General features: G+C 69.4%; 26 protein-coding genes, 2 tRNA genes and 1 pseudogene. 26 read left to right on the top strand and 3 right to left on the bottom strand.

Annotation, left to right across the window (positions count from 1 at the left end; genetic code table 11):
* From Q0R13_RS20600 to Q0R13_RS20560, 9 genes are all read left to right on the top strand, one after another.
* The coding region (locus Q0R13_RS20600) for a hypothetical protein (protein ID WP_293907492.1) at positions 1-810 on the top strand (810 nt) is incomplete at its 5' end.
* A gap of 63 nt (positions 811-873) precedes the next feature.
* Positions 874-1677: a hypothetical protein gene (locus Q0R13_RS20595; RefSeq protein WP_293907490.1), complete on the top strand. Its 804-nt coding sequence runs from the start codon at positions 874-876 to the stop codon at positions 1675-1677.
* Positions 1677-1850 carry a hypothetical protein gene (locus tag Q0R13_RS20590; protein WP_293907488.1) on the top strand — a complete coding sequence of 58 codons (174 nt, stop codon included), beginning with the start codon at positions 1677-1679 and terminating at the stop codon, positions 1848-1850. The genes Q0R13_RS20595 and Q0R13_RS20590 overlap by 1 nt, the downstream gene beginning before the upstream one ends.
* A gap of 437 nt (positions 1851-2287) precedes the next feature.
* Complete coding sequence (locus tag Q0R13_RS20585) at positions 2288-3469, top strand: P22 phage major capsid protein family protein (RefSeq protein ID WP_293907486.1); 1182 nt, start codon at positions 2288-2290, stop codon at positions 3467-3469.
* A 551-nt stretch (positions 3470-4020) separates the two neighbouring features.
* Positions 4021-4485 (top strand): hypothetical protein, encoded by a 465-nt coding sequence (locus Q0R13_RS20580; RefSeq protein WP_293907484.1) that lies wholly within the window; start codon positions 4021-4023, stop codon positions 4483-4485.
* Between the two features lie 64 nt (positions 4486-4549).
* Positions 4550-5182 carry a hypothetical protein gene (locus Q0R13_RS20575; protein WP_293907482.1) on the top strand — a complete coding sequence of 211 codons (633 nt, stop codon included), beginning with the start codon at positions 4550-4552 and terminating at the stop codon, positions 5180-5182.
* Entirely contained in the window at positions 5176-5421 is a 246-nt protein-coding gene (locus Q0R13_RS20570; RefSeq protein WP_293907480.1) for a hypothetical protein, read from the top strand. The genes Q0R13_RS20575 and Q0R13_RS20570 overlap by 7 nt, the downstream gene beginning before the upstream one ends.
* Positions 5421-6011 (top strand): hypothetical protein, encoded by a 591-nt coding sequence (locus Q0R13_RS20565; protein ID WP_293907478.1) that lies wholly within the window; start codon positions 5421-5423, stop codon positions 6009-6011. The genes Q0R13_RS20570 and Q0R13_RS20565 overlap by 1 nt, the downstream gene beginning before the upstream one ends.
* A gap of 12 nt (positions 6012-6023) precedes the next feature.
* Positions 6024-6434, top strand: coding sequence for a hypothetical protein (locus tag Q0R13_RS20560; protein WP_293907476.1), 411 nt, complete (start codon positions 6024-6026; stop codon positions 6432-6434).
* 724 nt (positions 6435-7158) lie between these two features.
* Here the strand turns inward: Q0R13_RS20560 and Q0R13_RS20555 are convergent.
* Together Q0R13_RS20555 and Q0R13_RS20550 are read right to left on the bottom strand one after the other, a co-directional pair.
* Positions 7159-7803 (bottom strand): methyltransferase domain-containing protein, encoded by a 645-nt coding sequence (locus tag Q0R13_RS20555; protein ID WP_293907474.1) that lies wholly within the window; start codon positions 7801-7803, stop codon positions 7159-7161.
* Positions 7804-7868: 65 nt separating this feature from the next.
* A complete protein-coding gene (locus tag Q0R13_RS20550; protein WP_293907472.1) occupies positions 7869-9548 on the bottom strand; it encodes a glycosyltransferase family 4 protein in 1680 nt (559 codons plus the stop codon).
* Between the two features lie 114 nt (positions 9549-9662).
* On the opposite strand from Q0R13_RS20550, the gene Q0R13_RS20545 reads away from it, so the two are divergent.
* The 4 genes from Q0R13_RS20545 to Q0R13_RS20530 are packed head-to-tail and all read left to right on the top strand — an operon-like array spanning position 9663 to position 13199.
* Positions 9663-11195 (top strand): hypothetical protein, encoded by a 1533-nt coding sequence (locus tag Q0R13_RS20545; protein WP_293907470.1) that lies wholly within the window; start codon positions 9663-9665, stop codon positions 11193-11195.
* Between the two features lie 25 nt (positions 11196-11220).
* Positions 11221-12201: a hypothetical protein gene (locus tag Q0R13_RS20540; RefSeq protein WP_293907468.1), complete on the top strand. Its 981-nt coding sequence runs from the start codon at positions 11221-11223 to the stop codon at positions 12199-12201.
* A complete protein-coding gene (locus Q0R13_RS20535; RefSeq protein ID WP_293907466.1) occupies positions 12198-12464 on the top strand; it encodes a hypothetical protein in 267 nt (88 codons plus the stop codon). Before Q0R13_RS20540 ends, Q0R13_RS20535 begins: the two co-directional genes overlap by 4 nt.
* A 45-nt stretch (positions 12465-12509) precedes the next feature.
* The gene (locus Q0R13_RS20530; RefSeq protein ID WP_293907464.1) at positions 12510-13199 is read left to right on the top strand and encodes a D-Ala-D-Ala carboxypeptidase family metallohydrolase; all 690 of its coding nucleotides are present in this window, start codon (positions 12510-12512) and stop codon (positions 13197-13199) included.
* A gap of 119 nt (positions 13200-13318) precedes the next feature.
* On the opposite strand, the gene Q0R13_RS20525 is transcribed toward Q0R13_RS20530, so the two are convergent.
* Positions 13319-13393: transfer RNA gene (locus Q0R13_RS20525), tRNA-Thr, on the bottom strand.
* 97 nt (positions 13394-13490) lie between these two features.
* Here Q0R13_RS20525 and Q0R13_RS20520 point away from each other — a divergent pair.
* From Q0R13_RS20520 to Q0R13_RS20460, 13 genes and pseudogenes are all read left to right on the top strand, one after another.
* Positions 13491-13637: a hypothetical protein gene (locus Q0R13_RS20520; RefSeq protein WP_293907462.1), complete on the top strand. Its 147-nt coding sequence runs from the start codon at positions 13491-13493 to the stop codon at positions 13635-13637.
* Positions 13638-13727: 90 nt separating this feature from the next.
* Positions 13728-15020, top strand: coding sequence for a UDP-N-acetylglucosamine 1-carboxyvinyltransferase (gene murA, locus Q0R13_RS20515; protein WP_293907460.1), 1293 nt, complete (start codon positions 13728-13730; stop codon positions 15018-15020).
* A 3-nt stretch (positions 15021-15023) separates the two neighbouring features.
* Complete coding sequence (locus Q0R13_RS20510) at positions 15024-15449, top strand: DUF2948 family protein (RefSeq protein WP_293907458.1); 426 nt, start codon at positions 15024-15026, stop codon at positions 15447-15449.
* A gap of 44 nt (positions 15450-15493) precedes the next feature.
* Positions 15494-16780 (top strand): histidinol dehydrogenase, encoded by a 1287-nt coding sequence (gene hisD / locus Q0R13_RS20505; RefSeq protein WP_293907456.1) that lies wholly within the window; start codon positions 15494-15496, stop codon positions 16778-16780.
* Between the two features lie 132 nt (positions 16781-16912).
* Positions 16913-17392 carry a UPF0262 family protein gene (locus Q0R13_RS20500; RefSeq protein WP_293907454.1) on the top strand — a complete coding sequence of 160 codons (480 nt, stop codon included), beginning with the start codon at positions 16913-16915 and terminating at the stop codon, positions 17390-17392.
* Positions 17393-17398: 6 nt separating this feature from the next.
* Positions 17399-17866 carry a low molecular weight phosphatase family protein gene (locus Q0R13_RS20495; protein ID WP_293907452.1) on the top strand — a complete coding sequence of 156 codons (468 nt, stop codon included), beginning with the start codon at positions 17399-17401 and terminating at the stop codon, positions 17864-17866.
* Positions 17859-18440 carry a Maf family nucleotide pyrophosphatase gene (locus Q0R13_RS20490; protein WP_293907450.1) on the top strand — a complete coding sequence of 194 codons (582 nt, stop codon included), beginning with the start codon at positions 17859-17861 and terminating at the stop codon, positions 18438-18440. The genes Q0R13_RS20495 and Q0R13_RS20490 overlap by 8 nt, the downstream gene beginning before the upstream one ends.
* Positions 18437-19477: a ribonuclease E/G gene (locus Q0R13_RS20485; protein WP_293907449.1), complete on the top strand. Its 1041-nt coding sequence runs from the start codon at positions 18437-18439 to the stop codon at positions 19475-19477. The genes Q0R13_RS20490 and Q0R13_RS20485 overlap by 4 nt, the downstream gene beginning before the upstream one ends.
* Entirely contained in the window at positions 19474-19644 is a 171-nt protein-coding gene (gene yacG / locus Q0R13_RS20480; RefSeq protein ID WP_293907447.1) for a DNA gyrase inhibitor YacG, read from the top strand. The genes Q0R13_RS20485 and yacG overlap by 4 nt, the downstream gene beginning before the upstream one ends.
* An 84-nt stretch (positions 19645-19728) precedes the next feature.
* A tRNA-Phe gene (locus Q0R13_RS20475) sits at positions 19729-19804 on the top strand.
* A 462-nt stretch (positions 19805-20266) separates the two neighbouring features.
* The gene (locus Q0R13_RS20470; protein ID WP_293907445.1) at positions 20267-21148 is read left to right on the top strand and encodes a MotA/TolQ/ExbB proton channel family protein; all 882 of its coding nucleotides are present in this window, start codon (positions 20267-20269) and stop codon (positions 21146-21148) included.
* Positions 21149-21153: 5 nt separating this feature from the next.
* Complete coding sequence (locus tag Q0R13_RS20465; protein WP_293907443.1) at positions 21154-21591, top strand: biopolymer transporter ExbD; 438 nt, start codon at positions 21154-21156, stop codon at positions 21589-21591.
* Between the two features lie 10 nt (positions 21592-21601).
* Positions 21602-21855: pseudogene (locus Q0R13_RS20460) on the top strand (energy transducer TonB); the annotation flags it as partial.

Below are 21855 nucleotides of genomic sequence, written 5' to 3'. Positions count from 1 at the left end.
CTCATCACCAGCGATCCCAGCTGCAAGAGCTGCGGGCCCAAGGTCCAGCTGATGGTGCGTCCGCCCGACATCGCGCGGGTGGCCGCCCTGATGCGGCGTGACTGGGTGGAGCTGGCCGAGCGCGAGGGCACGCTGCCGGTGCCGCAGGCCGCCGGGCCCGACGGCTACGCCCTTGGCCGCCCCGTCCGGCCCCAGCACCCGCACCACTCGGGCGGTCGCATAGACCTTGGGGATCAGGTCCAGCAGGATCCGCCCCGCATGGCGGATCGAGCGACTGAGGTTGTCGATGTAGTGGAAGGTCGAGACGTCGGGCCCGGCGGCCAGGGTGCGGCGGGGCTGGGTGCGGCGGGGCTGGGTGCGGCGGGCCAGGCCGCGGCGGGGCACGGCGCCGAACAGCTGAAGGCGGTCGGGCGGATCTATGACCTGGGGGCCGGGCGCTATGACCTGGTGGTGCGCTCGGGGCCCAGCTTCACCAGTCGGCGGGAGGAGGCAGCGACGCAGATGATCGAGCTGATCCGCGCATATCCGGCCGCGGCGCCGGTGCTGGGCGACGTGCTGGCGCGCAACCTGGACTGGCCGGGGGCGGACGAGATCGCCGGGCGGCTGGCGGCGCTGTTGCCGGCGCAGGTGAAGGGCGCGTCCCCGGAGACGGCGGCCGCCAAGGCGCAGCTGGGCCAGCTGGCGCAGGCGCTGGCGGCGGCCCGCACGGAGATCGCCGGGCTGAGGCAGGACCGCAGCCACGAGGCGCGCAAGCTGGAGATCGAGGCGTTCGAGGCGGAAACCAACCGCCTGCGGGCGACCCAGCGGTAGGGCTTCGGCCGACCCCACGACCGGACACCACAACGCGCCGACGGCGCCCATCCAGAGGACATCATGCAAGACGAAGACGCCATCATCGCGGGCGAGGCTTCCGCGCGCCAGGACGACACCCCGGAGATGTCCGAGGACATGTCGCCGGACGACACCTTCGACCTGGAACTGGACGGCCAGGTCCACACCCTGCCCGGGGCGCTGAAGGGCGCGTTTCTGCGGCAGGCGGACTACACCCGCAAGACCCAGGAGCTGGCCGAGCATCGGCGCGCGCTGGACGGCGAGCGGCAGGCCGTGGCCGCGCAGGCCGGTGCCCATGCGGCGGCGAGCCAGGACCAGGTGCGGCTGGCCGCGCTGGACCACCAGCTGGGAGAGTTCCAGGGGGTCGACTGGGAGGCCTATGCCGCCCAGGATCCGCAGGGCGCCCAGGCGCTGTGGGGGCGGCTGCAGGGGCTGAGCCAGGCGCGCGAGCAGCTGGCCTATGCGGTGACCCATCACGCCCAGCGCCAGGAGCTGCAGGCGGCGCGCGAGGACGCTCAGCGCATGGCCCAGACCGGCGTCCAGTTGAGCCGGGAGATCGAGGGCTGGTCGCCGGAGGTGGCGGGCAAGCTGGTCGAGTATGCCCAGGCCTTCGGGGTCACGCGGGAGGAGCTGGGCCAGATGGCCGATCCGCGCCTGTGGAAGCTGCTGCACAAGGCCCAGCAGGCCGACCAGGCCAGCCAGGGCGAGGCCCAGGCGCAGGCGCGGGCAGTCCAGCCGGCGGCGAGGATCGGCGGCGGCGGGGCTGGCGCGGCTGGCGTGCGCGACGAGCTCGCCACCAAGGAATGGATGCGCCGGCGCAACGACCAGATGGCGAGGGGCCGCTGATGGCGAGGTTCCTCGATGCGCCGCGCGGGCCAGGACCGCTCGCGGGGCCCGTCTACCTGACGCCGCAGGAGCGCGTGGCGCTGGAGCGGGCGCCGAAACAGTTCGATCCCAAGCGGGCGCGGGCGCTCGAAGGCGGGGCGGGGCCGGTGATGGCCCTCATTTCGCGGGGATAGCCCGATAACTTGGCGGCGGCTTGATCCAACAGGGCATTTTCGCGAATCGAGCCGTCCTTGGCCAGTCTTCCGCGCGCCACATCGAGGGGTGTTCCTACGGCGATCCTTGGGAGCTTCGGCGCCGCCCCGGCGGCCCCGGTGGCGAGTGCGCTCGCCAGCAGGGCCATAGCGAAGGCGGTTGGTGAGAGTCTCATCTGCAGCCCATCCAAACAGGTCAGCTCGGCGCCTAAATGCGCCGCGTTGTTCTCTCTATGTTCCAGCATGTTCACCCCAGGCCACAAGATCGGCCGCCGCCCCTCGCCGCCGGCCTCCGGCGCGAACAAGGGCTCTCTTCCGAAATCCCCAGCCGCCGCCCACGGGGCGGGCGTCGAACACGCGCGGCGACGCGCCTCGACGCCTCAGCGCGGCCTGCATCCCAACAACTCAAAGGACGATCCATGGCCAACACCATCCTGACCGCCACCGCGGTGACGCGGGAGGCGCTGCGCGTGCTGCACCAGAAGCTCAACTTCGTGGGCACCATCACGCGGGACTACGACGACAGTTTCGGCCGCCAGGGCGCCAAGGTCGGCGACACCCTGAAAATCCGCATGCCCAACCAGTATGCGGTGCGGACCGGCCCCACCCTGGGCACGGCCGGCACCGACTCCACGGAAACCAGCGTCGACCTGAAGGTGCAGACCCAGAAAGGCGTCGACCTCAACTTCTCGAGCTATGAGCTGACCCTGGCGCTGGACGACTTCTCCGAGCGCATCCTGGAGCCCGCGATGAGCGTGCTGGCCGCCAATATCGAGGCGGACGCCATGACCATGTACCGCGACGTCTATAACCAGGCGGACAACCAGACCCTGCCGGCGACGTTCGCCAAGATCCTGGCGGGCCGCAAGACCCTGGTGGACAACCTGGCGCCGCTGAGCGGGCGGACCTGCAACCTGAACACCCAGGACAACGTCGACCTGGTCGACGCGCTGAAGGGCCTGTTCAACGACCAGACCACGGTCGCCAAGCAGAACCGCGAGGGCTTCATGGGCCGGACCGCCGGGTTCGACTTCATGGAGAACACCCTGTGGCCGTCGCACGTCCGATCCACGGGCTCCGGCTATCTGGTCAACGGCGCGGGCCAGACCGGCGCCAACCTGGCGGTCAACACCGGAACCAACCCGCTCAAGCAGGGGGACGTGTTCATCCTGCCGGGCGTGTTCCGGGTGCATCCGGAGACCAAGCAGCTGACCAGCGTGCAGCAGCAGTTCGTGCTGACTGCCGACTATGCCGGCGGCGCGGGCAGCCTGGCCATCAGCCCGGCGATCGTGACCAGCGGGCCGGCGCAGAACGTCTCGGCCTCGCCGGCGTCGGCCGCCACGCTCGGCTTCTCGGGCGCGGCGTCTTCGACCTATGGCATCTCCATGGCCTACCAGAAGGGGGCGTTCGCCTTCGCGACGGCGGACCTGCTGATCCCGAACGGCGTCGACTTCGCCTGCCGCGAGGTGTTCGACGGGGTCTCGATGCGGATCGTGCGCCAGTACGACATCAACGGCGACAAGTTCCCGTGCCGGCTGGACGTGCTCTACGGCTTCAAGACCATCCGGCCGCAACTGGCCTGCCGGCTGGCGAACCGCTAGCGGCCCCGGGCTGCTGACCTGCGGGCGGCCGGAAACGGCCGCCTGCGCCTTTGCCCTTCATTCGACCCCGGAAACGCGACCATGGCGATCAGGATACGCCTCTCGACATCCGTGCGCCGATGCTCAACCCTGAGGGCCAGCTCGCGCTGGCCCGCGCGCCCGGGTCGGGGGGCTTATTGCGGGTCTTGCCTTAGGGAGCTGCGCGGCAAGCCGCCGTGGTCTTCGCGGTCGTCCTGACCGTGGCTTGGCCAGATCTGCTGGGGCGCCTGCCGGGTCACAGCCCACCCCCGGAGAGCCTCACAATTTCGGGTCACGAGATCTCAAGCCGACATGGGGCGGATCTGCGCCTTGTCGACCGCGGGATGAGGCTTCGCCTCACCTGCCGGGGCGTCTGTGACGACCTGCGGATCGATGGGCATGTGTCACTCCCGGTCGCAACTGTCTGGGATAATGCAGGGCGATGCGTGTCCTGCGGGCGGCAGACACGTTGGCTCGGGATTCCCAGGAGAACCAATCGCATTCTCGGTCGGCCACGACCTGAAGGCCGCCCGATGAGCCGGTCGGCGGCGACTGTCCAGCGTGGCTGGCGGATGACGGCCTTCCGGTGGGGGCTGATGGTCGGCGTCCTATCCACGATCGCCATCGCCGGGCTGGCGTGGCGATTGCTGACCCAGAGTGTCTCGGACTACGCCGTCGACGTCGTCTCCCTCGGATCCGATGTCAGCCGGCATGGCGGGGTCCTGTTGCGCGTCAGCGACGCGCGCGGCGCGGTCCAGCAGACCTGCAGGGGCGAATGCGACGACCTGCACCTGCAGGAGAACTACGGCGACAACGCCTTCCACCTAGTCGTGCTGGCCGCCGACGGCCGCCGGCTCATCGCTGGCGATCTGGGCTACGTCGATACCGGATATGGCGCCCCGGCCTATCGGTGGACCCTGTCGGGCCACGAGGCCTTGAAGCTGGACGAGCGCGAAACCTGGCCATCGCAGGCTCGAACGGGCGCCGGGCCGCCCTAACGGCCGCGCCGAACGACCCTTCAACCCAAGCCGCCTTCGGGCGGCTTTTTCTTTGGATACTCACATGGCGATCACGACCTATGGCGAGCTGCAGGCGGCGGCGGCGAACTGGCTGGTGCGGGGGGACCTGACCCAGCGCATTCCGGAGTTCGTCGCCCTGGCGGAGACCCGGCTGAACCGGGTGCTGCGGACGCGGCTGTCCGAGGCCGAGGTGGCGCTGAACGCCACGGTGGGCGCGCGGACGATCCCGCTGCCGGCCGGGTTCACCGAGCCGCTGCGCGTGTGGATCGAGCGGCCCGACCGGCGCGACGAGTTGCCGTTCCTAGAGGCCAGCCTGATCGGCGCATCCTGGCTGCGCGGCGAGCCGCGGGCCTGGACGGTCGACGGCGACAAGCTGGGCTTCGACCGGCCGTGCGACCAGGCCTACGCGTTCACGCTGCGGATGCTGCGGCGGTTCGCGCTGTCGGACGCGGCGCCGACCAACGGGGTGCTGAGCGACGCGCCGGACGTCTACCTGTTCGCGACCCTGAGCGAGGCGGCGCCCTTCCTGCGCGACGCGGAGCTGGCGGCCGCCTACGAGACCAAGCTGGGCCGGGCCATCGAGGAGCTGAACGCCAAGGACGCGCGCAGCCGCGCGGCGCGGACGCTGACTACCGAACTTCCGGAACTGGCGCTGGCCCGGTGGCGCCGATGCTGACGCCGATCGGACCGGGCGCGCCGGAGGGGCTCAGGATGATCCTGAAGTCGTTCCATGACGCGCTGTCGGCGCTGATGACCCCGGCCGCGCCGGTGGCGCTGTTCGCGGTGGCCCAGGCGGGCCTGCCGCCGGCCGCGGCGCATCCCCAGACCCTGGTGCTGGTCACCGACCTCAACATCCTCGCCCATTCGGACGGGTCCCACTGGATCCGCCAAGACACGGGAGCCGTGATCGTCTGATGCCTTCATCCTGGTCGCCATCGCTCCGGTTCGAACTGCAGTTCACCGGAGACAACATCAACCTGTGGGGGGAGAAGCTGAACGCTGTCCTGACCCATGCCGACTATGCGGTGGCCGGGTGGCTGACCAAGCCGCTGACCGGGAACACGACGCTTTCCACCGCCAACGCCGCCGACGACGAGGCGCGGGCGGCGATGGTGAAGTTCACCGGCGGGGCGGGGCCGTTCACCGTGACGATCCCGCCGGTCAGCAAGAGCTACCTGGTGTGGAACGCCACCGCCGGGCCGGTGACCCTGACCACCGGGGCCGGCGCGACGGTGACGGTGGACCCCGGCGACATCGTCTGGGCGCTGACCGACGGCGGGGCGGTGAAGACGCCCGGCTACGGCGGGGCCTCGATCAAGGACTGGGTGTCCGGCGTGGCCTGGTCCTACAACGCCGGCGCGCTGCCCGCCCAGGCCGGGAACGCCGGCAAGGTCGTCAAGACCGACGGGACCAACGCGTCGTGGCAGGCGCTCTCGACCGCCGACCTCGGTGACTATGCGAGCGCCGTGAAGGGCCTCGCGCTCGCCTTCGCCATCGCCCTTTAGGAGACCAGCACCATGGCCGTCACAGCCAACAGCATCATCACGCCCCAGACGCCGCAATCGGCCTCCGTGCCGTTCGGCGCGACGGCGAACACCAACCTGATCGCGCCCACCCAGACCACGCTGCTGATGACGGCGGGGGCGAATGGCGGCCGGCTCACCCGGCTGGAGGCGCTGGCCAACGCGACCCAGGCCGCGAGCCAGGTGCAGTTCTATCGCTCGGTGGACGCGGGGACGACCAAGACCCTGCTGCGGGCCAAGGCGTTTCCCGCCTACGCGCTGACGACGACGTCGGACATCCCGGTGCTGGACTTCGGGTTCTCGGACGACAACCCGCTGATCCTGGCGGCGGGGGAGCGGATCTATGAGGCTTCGGCCGTGACGGTGACCGGCGTCGTCGGTCGCGCCGAATGGGCGGACTACTGATGTCGTCGGGTCAAAAACTTCGAGGTCTAGTCGGGCAGCCGATGAGCGGGCGGAAGACGTATCGTGACACTGTTCCAAACGTGTTGAGCCTTACGGACGTGACCGCGGGCTCGGCTTTGGTTACCGCCTCTACTCCGTGCTGGGCTTTGATTTACCTACAGGGGGCAGGAGCATCGGGTTCAGCAGACGTCGGCGCATGCGGCGGCGGCGGCGGCGGCGCTGCACTTTCCAAAAAGGTTCGACTGGCAGCGCGCCAATCTCTCGCATACGCGGTGGGCGCGCCTGGGCTGGGAGTCGCGGCCACCAGTGATGGCAACGACGGCAGCGACTCGACCGTCATCCTGCCAAACGGCCAGGTCCTTCGCGCCGGCGGGGGCAAAAGGGGCATCACGGGGGTCGGAGGCGTTGGGGGTGTGGCGACGGGTGGTGATATCAACCGCCCTGGCGGACCTGGCGGCAACGCCGGTGGTGCCGATCCCGGCTTATCTGGCGGCACCGGAGGCGGATCTGGCGGCCTCGGAAATTCGGGTGGAGGTGGAGGCGGTGGCGCGGGCTTCTCCGACTTGGGCGCGGGGTTCCTCGGTGGCGCAGGCAGCGCCGGTGTAAATGGGGGAACTAGCGCTGCGGGCGGCGCTGCTGGTGGTTCTGGCGGCGGCGGCGGTAACGGGAACAGCGGTGCTGGAGGCGCTGGCCGCGTCATCGTCTGGCTGGTGCGAGTGAGTGCTTAGGTCGTGCGGTAAAGAGCCCAGAACGCGTATTCAGCCGCGGGGCGACCAGCCCACTTCGGATCCAGGGTCCCGATCGATGTCTCCTTAAGCCGCCCCTTCAACAACGCCCGCACATCATAGCTGTCACGAGCCCAGAACTTCTCGACCGTCGGAACGCACCGAGTGAGGGTATTTACGACAAACAGTGTTGCTTCCGGCTTCAGGCTCGTTGCCAGGAGGTCAACTACGATCCGAGGATCCAAAACGTGCTGGATAACCCAAATCGCCATCGCCCCGTCGACGCGGAGGCCGCCGGCGACAGCCTCGGCAATTGCTTCCGGCGATAGGGCCTGGAAATTTGGGGATCCGACATAGTCGATAGCCATCGCCCTCATGCTAGCGCTGATGTCGACGCCGAGGACGTTACACCCCGACCGCTCAATCAACGTCTTAGAGAGGCGGCCAATTCCGCACCCATAGTCGACCACAGTATCGCCGGGTCCGGGCATCAAATGCGCCTGGGCTATCGCCGTCATGTACGGCGTCTCCCGCTCCCAGCGCTCGTCGGTGCTGATGTCGGGTTCCGGTGTCATGATGATTTCGCGCGCACGCTTCAAATCGGGCGCGTCGAAAATCTGGGGTCGATATGTGAGTACTGCCATTTCGCCATCCTACCAGAACGACTTCCTGTTTAGCATCCGCTGGCCAACCTGATCCAAACCACAAATCACCCCAGCCTCACCAATCCCATCTTCGCCAGGATGCCTGCGGCGCGGGCGATGGCGGGGAGGTTGGACTTCAGGCGGGTGGTGGCGTCGGCGAGGGTGAGGTCGGCGGGTTCGATGAGCGCGTAGAGGGCTTCCAGATAGCCTTGGGCGGCGGGGAGCTCGCCGAACAGAGGGTGCGCGAGGGTGGCCCGCAGGGTCTCCAGCGTCGCGCCCGGCGCGAGGCTGAGGCGGGTGGCGGCGCCGAGCTGGGCCGTCGGGTAATGGCCGAAAGCATAGTACGGGTCGAGGCGGCTGGCGCCGGCCCGGGGCGCGGCCTTGAGCCGGTCCAGCGTGGCGGGATCGGCAATCGCGGCGCGGCGGCGCGCGTTCAGGTCGCCCCAGAGGTCCTGGTACTGGCGGTAGACGACCGGCCAGTCGTAGAGCTCGCGGGCGCGCCGGCGGCCGGCGTCGCCGAGCCGACGGCGCAGGTCGGCGTTTTCCACCAGGCCGCTGAGCACGTCGGCGAGGTCGTCCAGGTCGATGGCCGTGGTGGCCGCCGCGGCCCAGCAGTAGCGGTCGTAGTCGATGCCGAAGGCCTCGTGCGCCCGGGCCAGGGGCGTGCCCATGCCGGGGCCCGGCGTCCAGGTGCGCACCCGGTAGCCGTCGACGCCCTGGCGGACGGTGTCCTTGTAGCCGTTCCAGTCGGTGACCACGACCGGCAGGCCGGCGGCCATGGCCTCGATCGGGGTGAGGCCGAAGGTCTCCTGGATATTGTCGGCCAGGGACACGAAGATGTCGGCCGCGGCCCAGGCCTGGTCCCGAAGGATCAGGTCGCGGCCTTCGACGAAGAGCACCTTCACGTCCGGGGCGAACTGGGCGGCGCCGGTGGCGAAGGCCTCGGCGACCGGATCGTTGGGGGCCCAGCCGCACATCAGCAGGGCCACGGGCCGGCCGGTGCGCTCGGCCGCCGCCTGCAGCCCGCGATACAGGGCGAACGGATGCGCCTTGGCGTGAAACACCAGGCGCCCCACGAACAGGGCCGTCACGGTGTCGGCCGAGAGCGCCAGGGCCTCGCGGGCCACGGCGCGGGCGTCGGGCGAGATCTCGAAGTCGGCGCAGTGGACGCCGAGCGGGACGATCGGAAGCTGGGGGAGCTCGAGCCGGATCTCCGCGCCGTGGCGCCAGCGCAGGTAGTCGGCCTCGGCCTCATGCACCCGCCGAACGGTCTCGACGACCGCGGAGGAGGTGCAGACCAGGGCGTCCCACGGCATCACCGGTTCGCGCAGGATGTTGACGATCTCATCCATGGCGCCGCCGCTGGCGGTGGTGTGGGTGACGCCGCAAAGGGAGAACGCCCCGACGCCGGCGCGCAGCCGCAGGCGCGCGTGCTGGGCCAGGGTGACGTCGGCGAGATAGAGCACGCCGACCTCGCCGATCCGGGAGAGCTGGTCGAACGGCAGCCATTCGACCCGCGCCTGCGGATCGATGCCGCTGACCAGATGGCCAAATCCCTGGACGGCCGCGGCGTAGTTGGCGAGGCCATAGATCGGCCCGTCGCCGCGCGCCTGGACAGCCGCGCGCAGGAAGCCGTGGCCGGCCGCCTGGCGGCCCATGAGCCGTTCCTTGGCCATGTTGTAGGCGTCCGGCTCGGCGCGGATCACGGCGGTGGCCGCAGGCTCGACGGAAGAGCGAACTGACACGGGACTCCAGGGCGGCGTCTGAAGAGGACGCGGATCAATGGGGCCTGTCTTCGTCGGACACAAGCACCCGCCGCGGCCGATGCGCCGCGGCTCGGTCGAACAGCGAGACCCCAGATGAAGATTCCCCTCGAGCTCCCGCCGGGCCTGAACGGCGACGACACCACATTCTCGGGATCCGGCCGATGGGCCGACGGTTCCAACGTGCGGTTTCGCCTCGGGCGGCCCGAGACCATCGGCGGCTGGGAGCGGCTGATGAGCGCTCCCCTGACCGGGGTGTGCCGGGGCGTGTTCCCCTGGACCGACAACGCCGGGGTGCTGAACATCGGCTTCGGAACCCATTCGAAGCTGCAGCTGTGGCGGGGCGGGGCGATGTTCGACATCACGCCGGCGAGCGGCTTCGCCGTCGGCTCCATCGATGGCGCGGGGTCGGCGGGCTACGGCACCGGCGGCTATGGCGTGGGCGGCTATGGCCTGCCCTCGGTCTCGGACTACTTCCCGCTGACCTGGTCGTTCGGCGCGTGGGGCCAGCAGCTGCTGGCCAGTCCGCGCAACCAGACGATCTTCGCCTGGACCAACGACACCGCCCAACCGGCGCAGGCCCTGGCCAACGCGCCGGCCAATGTCACCCATATGTTGGTGGCGCCCCTGAGCGGCGGCTACCAGGTGTTCGCGCTGGGCTGCAACGAGGAAGTGTCGGGCGTCTTCAACCCGCTCTGCATCCGCCACTCCTCGATCCGCAACGACACCCAGTGGAGCACCAGCGCCAGCGGCTCGACGGCGCGGGAATATGTGCTGACCGGCGGCGGGCGGATCGTGGCCGGGCGGATGTGCGGGCCCTGCCTGCTGGTCTGGACCGGCGACGCCCTGTTCCTGGGGACCTTCGTCGGCGCGCTGAACCAGCCGTGGCGGTTCGATCGCGTGGGGCGCAACTGCGGCCTGATCGGGCCCAATGCGGCGGTGGTGGTCGGACAGACGGCCTGCTGGGTCAGTCCCGACCGGCAGTTCTACAGCTATGGGCTGGGCGGGCAGGCGGAGCCCATTCCGTGCCCGATCCGGCGCGACTTCGCCGAGGAACTGGCGGCGAGCCAGGGCGACAAGGTCATGGCCTCGTCCAACGCCGAGTTCTCCGAGGTGCGGTTCGACTACCCGGACCGGCGCGACGGATATGAGAACAGCCGCTTCCTGGCGCTGGCGGTGAGCGGGCCGGACGCCGGCGCGTGGCATCGCGGGATCATGGCGCGCACGGCCTTCGTGGACGCCGGGCCGAGCGCCTATCCCATCGGGGCGGCCTATGACGGATCGGTGTTCCTGCATGAGAAGGGGCGCTCGGCGGACGGGGCCAGCTTCGCCTGGTTCATCGAGACGGCGGACAGCTATCTCGACCCGGAAAACACCCTGTTGATCCGTGGGCTGTGGCCCGATTTCAAGGACCAGATCGGACCGGTGACGGTGGCCCTCAAGGCCCGGTTCCATCCCCAGGACACCGAGCAGCCCGACTTGGTCGTCGCCATGGCGCCTGGGGACGCGAAGGCGGACCTGCTGGCGAGCGGTCGACTGTTCCGCCTGCGCTTCTCCGGTGAGAGCGCGCCCACGGGCTGTCGGCTGGGCAAACCGACATTCGATGCTGTGCCCGCGGGGCAGAGCTAGGCCATCAATCGCAAGGAGATCTGATTTGGCATTCCCCGGCTTTACGTTCTCTGCCGACGCTCAAAAGACGAAATCGACGACGAATTCCTCTGGCACGTTCAACAATACGACCACGCCCATCGTGCCGGAATGGGCGTCTTCCTTGACCCAAGGCGTCGCCGGTCGGGTGGGTGGCCTGCTCAGCGGCGATCCACAGAGTCTGATCGCGCCGGTCCAGGGGCTGCAATCGCAGGCTGCCGCCGGCGCGGCGAATCTCACCGGCATGGACTTCAACTACGATGGCGCGGCCGACCTGACACGCGGCGCGGCCAGGACGTCATGGCTCGATCCCCACATGAGCGCCGACACCCCGTTCGCGTCCGGCGGGAAGGCCTATGACTATGTCGACCGCTACCTGAATCCTTACCTGAACCAGGTGGTGGACTCGAGTTCGGCGGACCTCGACGCCCATGCTGGACAGGTGCGCGCACAGCAGTCGCTGGACCTTGCCGGGGCGGGCGCGTTCGGAGGGTCGGGCGCGGCCCTGACCCAGAGCCTGACCGAGGGCGAACTGGCGCGAGCCAGGGCGTCAACCCTCTCCGGGCTGCGGTCGCAGGCCTACAACACCGCCCTGGGCGCAGCGGGCGGCGATGCTGATCGAGCCACCCAGGCGCGGATCGCCAATGCCCAGACCGCCCTGCAGGATCGGGCGCAGAAGGTGGGCTTCGGATTCCAGGGGCAGCAGCAGCAGCTCCAGGCCGCCAACCAGCTCTACCAGCTGTCGAACGCCCACGACGAAAACCTGCGCGGCAACATCGCGACCCAGGCCGGCATTGGCGCTGCGCTCCGGGGTGTCGACACCGAGACCCGCCAGGCGCCGGTCACGTCCACCCAGCAGATCGTGGCCATGTTGAGTGGCCTGCCGATCAACCTTTTCGTCGGCCAGAACGAGCAGGGGACCTCGTCGCAGACGGTGAAGACGAGTGCGACGAAAGTCGGCGGCGGCGTGGAATTCAAAGGGTCATGACGCAGTCTGAACGGCTGGCCGCGCTGGAACAGCGGCTCGGAGATCATGAGGCGCGCTGCGAAGAGCGGCTCGGGGAGATCAAGGCGAGCTCAGCCTCGACGCTCCGCGCTGTCGAGGGCCTCAAGAGCCGCTCGTGGGGCGTGGTGGCGGCCCTGCTGGCCTGGGCGCTCGCTCAGGTCTGGAGCGCCAATGCGACGCGGATCGGCCGGCTCGAGACCCCCCGGCCGGAGGCGGCCCGGACGATCGATATCGCCGCCCACTGAGGCGCTTTGGCCCGAACAACAGGCCCTCATCCAGGAACCCGACCAATGACCACCAGGCTGACGGCGCATTTCGCGCTGGAAGAACTCGCGTGCACCCAGCACCGAGAGATTGATAACCGGCCGCCGCCCGAGGTGGCCACGACGCTGCGGGAGACCGCGGTGTCGATGGAGACGGTGCGGAGCCTGCTGGGCGACCGGACGATCTCCGTCTCCAGCGGATACCGGTGCCCGGCGTTGAACCGGGCGGTGGGCGGCGCCCGCGCCTCAGCCCACCTGACGGGCCACGCGGTCGACTTCAACTGCTTCAACCTCGGCCCGCCGATCGACGTCTGTCGCGTGCTGGCGGCCAGCGATCTGGCCTTCGATCAGCTGATCGAGGAGGGGGCCTGGGTCCACATCAGCTTCGACCCACGCCTGCGCCAACAGGTGCTCACCAAGCGGCCTGGCGGCGGCTACGCGCTGGGCCTGACGGCCAACTCAAACCCGAAGGATACCCCCATGAAGAGCCTGACCCATGCCGCGGCCGTCGCCGCGCTCGCCACCGGACTGACGGCCTGCGCCGGCATGACGGGCGCCGACCGGACGGAGGCCTTGAAACTCGGCCTGCAACACATAGAGGGCTGCGATCGCACCTATACCGGCGGCACGGGGGTCGGCGCGGCGCTGACCTTCAACATCGTCTGCAAGGCTCGCCCGATGGCGCCCACGCCGGCGACCCTGGATCCGCCAGCATGATCGGCCGCTCTTGAGGCTGGCTGGAGGCCGATGACGGCGCGCCGTGCGCACGCTGCGTCCAATGCTCAGGGTCAGGGGAGATCAGGAGAGCCCGGAGCGATCTCCGAGCTCTCCTGGAATGGTGCCACGACAGGGATTCGAACCCTGGACCTCAGCCTTACCAAGGATGCGCTCTACCACTGAGCTATCGCGGCGAAGGCGGGGCCTATAGCCGTCGCAAGGGCCTGCGTGAAGCGCTAAATCGCTCGCCGGACGCTTGACGCACGAGACGCCACGCCGCACCTGCAGGGCATGGCGGAGCAGGATCAGGGACCCAAGGCGACCGTCGAATCGCGGGAAGCGAAGCTCGCCCAGGCGCTGCGGGCGAACCTGCGCCGGCGCAAGGCTGCGACGGCGACGCCGCCGGCGCCGAACCCCCACAAGACCTGCACGGATTGACCGCTTTGCGCGCCCGCGGCGCGCACGCTAGATATCGGCCGAGAGCTGCCGCCACGGGATGCGGCCCCTACATGCTTCGAAGGATACCGATTGGATCGCATCGCCATCATCGGCGGCGCGCGGCTGCAGGGCGAAATCCCGATCAGCGGCGCCAAGAACTCGGCCATCAAGCTGATGGCGGCGAGCCTGCTCACCGATGAGCCTCTTCGCCTGACCAACATGCCGCGGCTGGCCGACACCCGGTTCCTGGGCAAGCTGCTGCGCCGGCTGGGGACGGAGGTGGTGGAGTCCGATGGGCCGGATGGCGCCGAGACTCTGCTCACCACCCCGGAGATCATCAGCGGCTTCGCGCCCTATGACCTGGTCCGCCAGATGCGGGCGTCGTTCAATGTGCTGGGGCCGTTGCTGGCGCGCAATGGGCAGGCGAAGGTCTCGCTGCCCGGCGGCTGCACGATCGGCGCGCGGCCAGTGGACCTGCACCTGAAGGCGCTGGAGGCGCTGGGGGCGAAGATCGACCTGCACGAGGGCTATGTCTACGCCCAGGCGCCGCGAGGCCTTAAGGGCGCGGTCATCGACTTCCCGTTCAACTCGGTGGGCGCCACGGAGCACGCGATGCTGGCCGCGGTGCTGGCGCAGGGCGACACGGTGCTGGAGAACGCCGCCGCCGAGCCGGAACTGGCCGATCTGGCCGACTGCCTGAACGCGATGGGCGCCAAGGTGACCGGAGCCGGCACGCGCACGATCCACATCAAGGGCGTAGGCCGGCTGTCGGGCGCGACCCACTCGGTGATCCCCGACCGGATCGAGACCGGCACCTATGCGGTGGCCGCCGCCATGGCCGGGGGCGAAGTCCGGCTGACCAGGACCCGCACCGACTTCATCCAGGCCCTGCTCGACAAGATGGTCGAGGCCGGTGTCGAGGTGATCCCGCACAACGATGGCCTGACCATCAAGCGAAACGGCGGGCGGCTTCAGGCTGTCGAGGTGACGACCGACCCCTATCCGGGCTTTGCGACCGATCTGCAGGCCCAGTTCATGGCGCTGATGACGCTGGCGGACGGCGAGAGCGTGTTCCGCGAGACGATCTTCGAGAACCGCTTCATGCACGCGCCCGAACTGGGCCGGCTGGGCGCGGACATCTCGGTGCACGGCGGCGAAGCGCGGGTGAAGGGCGTGGCGTCGCTGGAGGGCGCCCAGGTGATGGCCACCGACCTTCGCGCCTCCGTCAGCCTGGTGATCGCCGGCCTGGCCGCGGGGGGCGAGACGATCGTCAATCGGGTCTACCACCTGGATCGTGGTTTCGAGCGACTGGAGGAGAAGCTCGGCGCCTGCGGGGCGCAAGTGCGCCGCCTGAAGGGCGATGGCGACGAGGAGGTCGAGTAAGACATGGCCGAAACCGCGCGCCTGCAACTGCTGGCCGAGGACCAGGACGATCTGGCCGTGATCTCGGCTGCCCTGCAGGACGCGGTCGCCAAGGTCGGGGACATCGTCTTCGAGGCCCGGGCGCGGCGGCTGACGATCTCGTTCAACCGGTTCAGGTGGGAGACCGGTTCCCGGCAACGGGTGCGCGCGGCCCTGCAACTCGGCGGGGTGTTGACGGTGCAGGGCCGCAAGATCCGCCGCGACCGCAAGGACGCCGTGCTGGAGCTGCTGGCGATCGGCTTTGAGCCGGGGGACCCGCCGGGCGGGCTGCTGACCCTCAGCTTCGCGGGTGGTGGCGACCTGCGGGTGCGGATCGAATGCGTGGACGCGGTCCTCGCCGACATCTCCGAACCCTGGCCGACGCCACGCGAGCCGGCCCACGAAGCCTGAGCGGCATGGCCTTGGTCGCCCGGCGCCGTTAAACACACCGCGCCATGCGCCGTTTTTTCCATGCCGACCCCGGCTTCGAAGCCGCCTTTTCCGCATTTGTGGCCGAACGCCGCGAGACGCCAGAGGAGGTGGACGCGGTCGTGCGCGACGTGCTTGCTGCGGTAAGGGACGAGGGCGTGGCCGCCCTGCTGCGTTTCGCGCTGGCGTTCGACAAGGTCGCGCTGACCGAGACCACCCTGCGGGTCAGCGCCGAGGAGATCGCCGAGGGCGCGGCGGCCTGCCACCCCGAGGTGCGCGAGGCGATCGCCTTCGCCGCCGGCCGGATCCGCGCCTATCACGAACGCCAGCGTCCGGCCGACCAAAGGTTCGTCGACGAGGCCGGCGTGGAGCTGGGCTGGCGCTGGACGCCACTGGAATCCGTCGGGATCTATGTGCCCGGCGGTCGTGCCGCCTATCCCTCCACCGTCCTGATGAATGCCGTCCCGGCCGCGGCGGCCGGCGTCGAGCGAATCGCCATGGTGACCCCCCCGGGCCGCCTGCAGCCGGCGGTGCTGGCCGCTGCGCAGGTCGCCGGGGTCACCGAGATCTGGCGGGTTGGCGGCGCACAGGCCGTGGCGGCGCTCGCCTATGGCGCGGGGCCGATCCGGCCGGTGGACAAGATCGTCGGCCCTGGCAACGCCTTCGTCACCGCGGCCAAGCGGCGGGTCTACGGCGTGGTCGGCATCGACGCCCTGGCCGGCCCGTCCGAGATCGTCGTGGTCGCCGACGCCGCCAACGATCCCGAGTGGGTCGCCGCCGACCTGCTCTCCCAGGCCGAGCACGACCCTGCCGCCCAATCCATCCTGATCACCGACGACGCCGCCTTTGCCGACCGGGTCGTCGCCGCCGTCGAAGCGCAGTTGCGGACGCTGGCCACCGGCGAGGACGCGGGGGTGTCCTGGCGCGACCACGGCGCGGTGGTGATTGCTCCGCTGGACGTCTCGCCGGGCCTCGTGGACGTCATCGCGCCCGAGCATGTGGAGTTCGCGGTCGAGGCGCCGGAGCGGCTGTCCGACCGCGTGCGTCATGCCGGCGCGATCTTCCTGGGTCGCCACACCCCCGAAGCCATCGGCGACTATGTGGCCGGCTCCAACCATGTCCTGCCCACCAGCCGGGCGGCGCGATTCTCCTCTGGCCTGTCGCTGTATGACTTCCTCAAGCGCACCTCGATCGTGAAGTGCGATGCGGCGGCGTTCGCGGCCCTGGCGCCCGCGACGATCGCGCTCGCGGAGGCGGAAGGCCTGCCGGCGCACGCGCGCTCGGCCGCCATCCGCCTGACGCAAGGCCGATAGACGCGGCCCTTCCCGCCGATAATAAGACGCCCGGCGCCCCCGCGCCGGGCGTTTTTTCATGTCCAGAGCCTCGCTTTGACGGCACGGGATGACGTGCCCCCCCGTATTGCAATAAAGCTCGACCACGAACCCATGGCCGCTGACCCGCAACAGACCCACCGCCTGCAGTCCGTCGAGCTTGACGAAGAGTCGCTCGCGGCGGTTTCGCGCGACCAGGAACAGGAACGGCAGATCGCGATCTTCGACCTGCTAGAGGAGAACTTCTTCTTTCCGGAGGGCGCCGAGAGGGGCCCGTACGACCTGCGGATGGGCCTGCTGGAAAACCGCCTGGTCCTGGACGTCCGCGGCCCGACCTATGAACGGCGGCACATTCTGTCGCTTTCGCCGTTCCGGACGCTGATCAAGGACTACTTCATGATCTGTGACAGCTATTATCAGGCGATCCGCAACTCGACGCCGCAGCAGATCGAGGCCTTGGACATGGGCCGGCGCGGCCTGCACAACGAGGCGTCGGAATTGCTGCGCAGGCGGCTCGAGGGCAAGATCGCGACGGATGTCGACACGTCGCGGCGGCTATTCACGCTGATCTGCGCCCTGCACTGGCGGGGCTGACCGCGCATGAGCGACGACCCCGGGAGGCGGATGCCGGATGCGGTCCTCTTCTGTTGTAACTTCAACCAGGTTCGCTCGCCGATGGCGGAGGCGCTGCTGAAGCATATCATCGGCACCCGCATCTTCGTCGACAGCGCCGGGTTGAAGCGGGCCAAGTTCGACCCCGACGAGGACGACATGGAGGTCGATCCGCTGGCGGCCGCGGTGATCAAGGAACTGGGCGTCGATCTGACGAAGCATCGCTGCAAGACCTTCGCCGACTTGGCGGACGATTCCTTCGACCTGGTGATCTCGCTGACCCCCGAGGCGCATCACCGCGCGGTCGAGCTGGCCCGCGGCCGGTCGGCCGACATCGAATACTGGCCGACGCACGACCCCACGCTCATCGAGGGCTCGCGGGAACACCGGATCGAGGCCTATCGGCAGGTGCGCGACAGCCTGGCCGCCAAGATCACCCAGCGCTTCCGTGGCTGAGCCGCGCCTGGTCCTGGCCTCGGCAAGCCCGCGCCGGCTCGATCTGCTGCGCCAGATCGGTCTCACGCCGGATGCCGTCGATGCGGCGGCGCTGGACGAGACCCCCCTGGCCGATGAGACCCCGCGCCGCCTGGCGCTGCGCCTGGCCGAGGCCAAGGCGGGCCATGTCGCCGCCCGCCAGCCGGGCGCCTTCGTGCTCGCCGCCGACTCCGTGGTGGCCGTTGGCCGTCGCGTGCTGCCCAAGGCCGAGGACGCCGCGGAGGTCGGGGCCTGCCTGGCCCTGCTGTCGGGCCGCGCGCACAGGGTGCTGACCGGGATCGCCGTCGCCGCGCCCGACGGCCGCATCGCCAGCCGCCTCGTCGAGAGCCGCGTGCACTTCAAGCGCCTCTCAAAGGCCGACATCGACGGTTACCTGGCTTCCGGCGAGGGGGTCGGCATGGCGGGCGGCTACGCGATCCAGGGCCTGGCGGGCGGCTTGGTCATCTCGCTGCAGGGGTCGTATTCCGGGGTCGTCGGCCTGCCACTGTACGAGACCTCGAACCTGCTCACCGGGCTGGGCTATCGGCGGCCATGAGCGTCCGCCGCCTTTTCCTTGACCGGGGCATCGGGGAAACCCGAGGCGTCGTCACGCTGGACGGGCGACCGGAGCGGCTGCTGATCCGGCGCGACGACGAGGATCTCCGGCTCGCGCTTGGCGCGCGGCTCGTCGCCCGGGTCGCCAGTGTCGAGCCGGCCATCGCCACGGCGTTCCTGGACCTTGGCGGGGGGCTCCAGGCGATCCTGCCGTTCCGGGCTGAGGCCAAGCCGGTGCGCGGCGCGTCGGTGGAGGTCGAGATCCGCAGCGAAGCCCGCGCGGGCAAGCTGCCCACCGCCTGGCTCATGGGGCCGGGGGAGGGCGCGCCACGGCTGCTCGCGCCGCCCCGCGACATCGAGGCGACGCTGATGAGCTTCGCGCGCGACGCGGAGCTCACGGTCGGCCGCCAGGCGCGCGAGGCCGGCGATGAGGCAGAGGCCGAGGCGCTGGAGACCATCCATCCCATGCCGGGCGGCGGTTCGCTCGCCGTCGAGCCGACCCGCGCGCTGACCGCCATCGACGTCGACCTGGGCGAGCGCAAGGGCGCCGACGCCAAGCGCGTGACCCGACAGGGCAACCTCACGGCGCTCGCCGAGGCCGCCCGGCTGCTGCGGCTGAAGAGCCTGGGCGGCATCGTGGTGATGGACCTCGTCGGGCGGGGCCACGACGGCAATGCGCTGATCGCCGCGGCCCGGGTGGCGTTCGCTCCCGACAACCCGGGTGTCGCCATCGGCCCGGTCGGGCGGTTCGGGACCATGGAGCTCTCGATCCCGCGCCGGACCCGGCCGGTCTTCGAACAGCTGCGCCAGGCGGATGGCGCGCTGAACGACCGGACCCTGGCGCAGCGCCTGATCCGCCGGTTGGAGGCGGAGGCCGCGGCCCAGCCGGGGGCCCGCCTCGTCGCGGTCTGCGCGCCGGGGGTGGCCAAGGCCGCCGAGCCCCTCGCCAAGCTCCTGGCCGAGCATATCGGCGCCCGCTTTTCAATCGCCGCCGACCCGGCGTGTCCGCGCGAGCGCCTCGATGTGGGGGTGACATGACCGCCCCGGCCTGTGCGATCTGCGGCAAGCCGGCCGATCCAGCCTATCGGCCCTTCTGCTCGCGACGCTGCGCCGACCTCGATCTGCAGCGCTGGCTGACCGGCCGCTACGCCGTGCCCGCGGCCGACGACGAGACACCCCCGGATACCGACGTCGAGGACGAATGACGGCGACGGAAGACCGCCCGCCGCCTCGCTGGACTTCGGCCATCGGCTCTTTTATAGACGCGGCTCCCGCGCGGGCGGGTCCAAGCCTGGGTAGCTCAGTTGGTAGAGCAGCGGATTGAAAATCCGCGTGTCGGTGGTTCGAATCCGCCCCCAGGCACCACTTCCCTCGAACGGAAATCATCAATCCAGGTTTGGTCAGATTGCTGCAATGCAGCATTGTGACGCTGCCAGCGGTGGTGAAACGACGGGCGGGCGGCGCTACTTGCGTGTGCACCGCACAATCAGTGCGCATGCGTCATGAATTTGACGATGCAGCGCAAGCTTCTGCCCCTTGACGCCTCGGCATCGGGTTGCCAAAGGGTCCGGGCCGCTTCTCTTACAAAGCGGTAAGACTTTGGGATCCCCCTGCGGGAGTTCAAGGCCGTCCGCACCGTCAACACGCCAATCCCCGCCAAAAGTTGGGAGATCGCGTTCACCGGGGTCGGGCGCAGCGATAGCGCCCCGGGCGTTTCGGTCCGCGAAAGTGGGCTGGGGTCCGGGGGATGTTTCAACTAGGGTGGAGACGCTCTCGCGCGACGACCCTCCGGCCAATCGTGCAAGACCAACCAGGAACTGGCGACAGATGCTCGACAAAAAACTGAAGACCACATTTTCCGCTCTCCTCGGCGCCGTCGCGCTGATGGCGAGCGCGCCGGCGTTCGCTCAGGATGCCGCCGCCCCGGCCGCTGCGGCTCCGGCCGCCGCGGCGCCCGCCGCCGCCGCCGCGCCTGCAGCGGTCCCAGCCGACCAGCAGGCTCCGCCCACGATCAAGAACGCGGGCAAGCTCAACGTCGGCACCATGTTCATGGACGCTGACCCGGTCGTGAAGGTGATCATGATCGGCCTGATGCTGGCCTCGATCCTCAGCTGGACGATCCTGGTCACCAAGATCCTCGAGTTCCGCGCGCTGAACCGCGTGTCGGACGGCTTCGTGGAAAATTTCCGCGGGGCCAAGTCGATCAACGACATCAACCGCATCGCGCTCTCCGAAGAGTTCGACGGCAATCCGCTGGCTGACATGGCCGCGGCGGCCGCGCAGGAGATCGAGCTCAGCCGCCAGGCCGGCCTCGCCATCACCGGCGAACACCGGGACAACACCGTCGGTCGCGCTCAGGCGGCGGTCGGCGCGGTCCAGGCGGCTCTGTCGCGGCGTCTTTCCGGCGGCATGCAGTACCTGGCGTCGGTCGGCTCCAACGGTCCCTTCATCGGGCTGTTCGGCACCGTCTACGGGATCATGAACTCGTTCATCGGCATCGCGAACACGAACACGACCAACCTGGCCGTCGTGGCGCCCGGCATCGCCGAAGCGCTTCTCGCCACCGGCCTCGGCCTGTTCGCCGCCATCCCCTCGGTTATCTTCTACAACTACTTCCAGACGCGCATCTCCTCGTACGGCGCGCGGACGGAAGGCTTTGTGGCCGAGCTGATGAACGCGATTTCCCGGCAGCTCGACAAGGGAGCGTAGTCTAGATGGCCGCCAAACTCTCGAGTGGAGGGGGCGGGCGCTATCAGGAAGCCTCGATGGCCGAGATCAATGTCACGCCCTTCGTGGATGTGATGCTGGTCCTGCTGATCATCTTCATGGTGGCCGCACCGCTGGCGAGCGTGACCGTTAAGGTCGTGCTTCCGCCAGCGGTCGCCAAGCCCGGCGTCAACCCTCCGAAACCGGTCTACATCTCGCTCCAACCTGGCGGAAACATCTTCATCCAGGACTTCCGGACCGACCTTCCAAGCCTCGGCGACGATCTGCGCAAGCAGCTCGGCAAGGTGCGGAACGTGACCAAGGAACGCATCTTTATCCGGGCGGACAAGGACGTGCTCTACGGCGACTTCATGGGCGTGATGAACATGCTGCAGGACAACGGGTTCTACAGCGTGGCTCTCGTCGGTGAAGACAATAACAAGTAGGTGGTGAGCCATGTCTGACACATCACCGCATGAAGCGATGCAGGTTCGGCACAACCCGTTTGACGACCCGAAACCCAAGGGTCGTCCCGGGCTGACGGTCGCGCTGATCCTCGCTGTCGGCGTGCACGCCGCCTTGGGCGTGTATCTTTGGAAGTCGCGGTTCGATCCGAAGTACAAGGAGTATTCGGACGAAGTGACGGACGTGGCGCTGATCAAGCCCGTTCCGCCTCCGCCGCCGCCGCCGCCGCCGCCGCCGCCGCCGCC

Origin of the sequence: Phenylobacterium sp. (assembly GCF_025351295.1) — a bacterium.
Lineage (GTDB): Bacteria > Pseudomonadota > Alphaproteobacteria > Caulobacterales > Caulobacteraceae > Phenylobacterium.
Note: the sequence above shows the minus strand (reverse complement) of the source record. Positions and strands in the feature narration are given on the sequence as shown.

Excerpts from the sequence above, each read along its gene's own strand:
- Q0R13_RS20595 (WP_293907490.1), top strand. The coding sequence starts at position 874 with ATGCAAGACGAAGACGCCATCATCGCGGGCGAGGCTTCCGCGCGCCAG.
- Q0R13_RS20590 (WP_293907488.1), top strand. The coding sequence starts at position 1,677 with ATGGCGAGGTTCCTCGATGCGCCGCGCGGGCCAGGACCGCTCGCGGGG.
- Q0R13_RS20585 (WP_293907486.1), top strand. The coding sequence starts at position 2,288 with ATGGCCAACACCATCCTGACCGCCACCGCGGTGACGCGGGAGGCGCTG.
- Q0R13_RS20580 (WP_293907484.1), top strand. The coding sequence starts at position 4,021 with ATGAGCCGGTCGGCGGCGACTGTCCAGCGTGGCTGGCGGATGACGGCC.
- Q0R13_RS20575 (WP_293907482.1), top strand. The coding sequence starts at position 4,550 with ATGGCGATCACGACCTATGGCGAGCTGCAGGCGGCGGCGGCGAACTGG.
- Q0R13_RS20570 (WP_293907480.1), top strand. The coding sequence starts at position 5,176 with ATGCTGACGCCGATCGGACCGGGCGCGCCGGAGGGGCTCAGGATGATC.
- Q0R13_RS20565 (WP_293907478.1), top strand. The coding sequence starts at position 5,421 with ATGCCTTCATCCTGGTCGCCATCGCTCCGGTTCGAACTGCAGTTCACC.
- Q0R13_RS20560 (WP_293907476.1), top strand. The coding sequence starts at position 6,024 with ATGGCCGTCACAGCCAACAGCATCATCACGCCCCAGACGCCGCAATCG.
- Q0R13_RS20555 (WP_293907474.1), bottom strand. The coding sequence starts at position 7,803 with ATGGCAGTACTCACATATCGACCCCAGATTTTCGACGCGCCCGATTTG.
- Q0R13_RS20545 (WP_293907470.1), top strand. The coding sequence starts at position 9,663 with ATGAAGATTCCCCTCGAGCTCCCGCCGGGCCTGAACGGCGACGACACC.
- Q0R13_RS20535 (WP_293907466.1), top strand. The coding sequence starts at position 12,198 with ATGACGCAGTCTGAACGGCTGGCCGCGCTGGAACAGCGGCTCGGAGAT.
- Q0R13_RS20530 (WP_293907464.1), top strand. The coding sequence starts at position 12,510 with ATGACCACCAGGCTGACGGCGCATTTCGCGCTGGAAGAACTCGCGTGC.
- Q0R13_RS20520 (WP_293907462.1), top strand. The coding sequence starts at position 13,491 with ATGGCGGAGCAGGATCAGGGACCCAAGGCGACCGTCGAATCGCGGGAA.
- Q0R13_RS20510 (WP_293907458.1), top strand. The coding sequence starts at position 15,024 with ATGGCCGAAACCGCGCGCCTGCAACTGCTGGCCGAGGACCAGGACGAT.
- hisD (WP_293907456.1), top strand. The coding sequence starts at position 15,494 with ATGCGCCGTTTTTTCCATGCCGACCCCGGCTTCGAAGCCGCCTTTTCC.
- Q0R13_RS20500 (WP_293907454.1), top strand. The coding sequence starts at position 16,913 with ATGGCCGCTGACCCGCAACAGACCCACCGCCTGCAGTCCGTCGAGCTT.
- Q0R13_RS20495 (WP_293907452.1), top strand. The coding sequence starts at position 17,399 with ATGAGCGACGACCCCGGGAGGCGGATGCCGGATGCGGTCCTCTTCTGT.
- Q0R13_RS20485 (WP_293907449.1), top strand. The coding sequence starts at position 18,437 with ATGAGCGTCCGCCGCCTTTTCCTTGACCGGGGCATCGGGGAAACCCGA.
- yacG (WP_293907447.1), top strand. The coding sequence starts at position 19,474 with ATGACCGCCCCGGCCTGTGCGATCTGCGGCAAGCCGGCCGATCCAGCC.
- Q0R13_RS20470 (WP_293907445.1), top strand. The coding sequence starts at position 20,267 with ATGCTCGACAAAAAACTGAAGACCACATTTTCCGCTCTCCTCGGCGCC.
- Q0R13_RS20465 (WP_293907443.1), top strand. The coding sequence starts at position 21,154 with ATGGCCGCCAAACTCTCGAGTGGAGGGGGCGGGCGCTATCAGGAAGCC.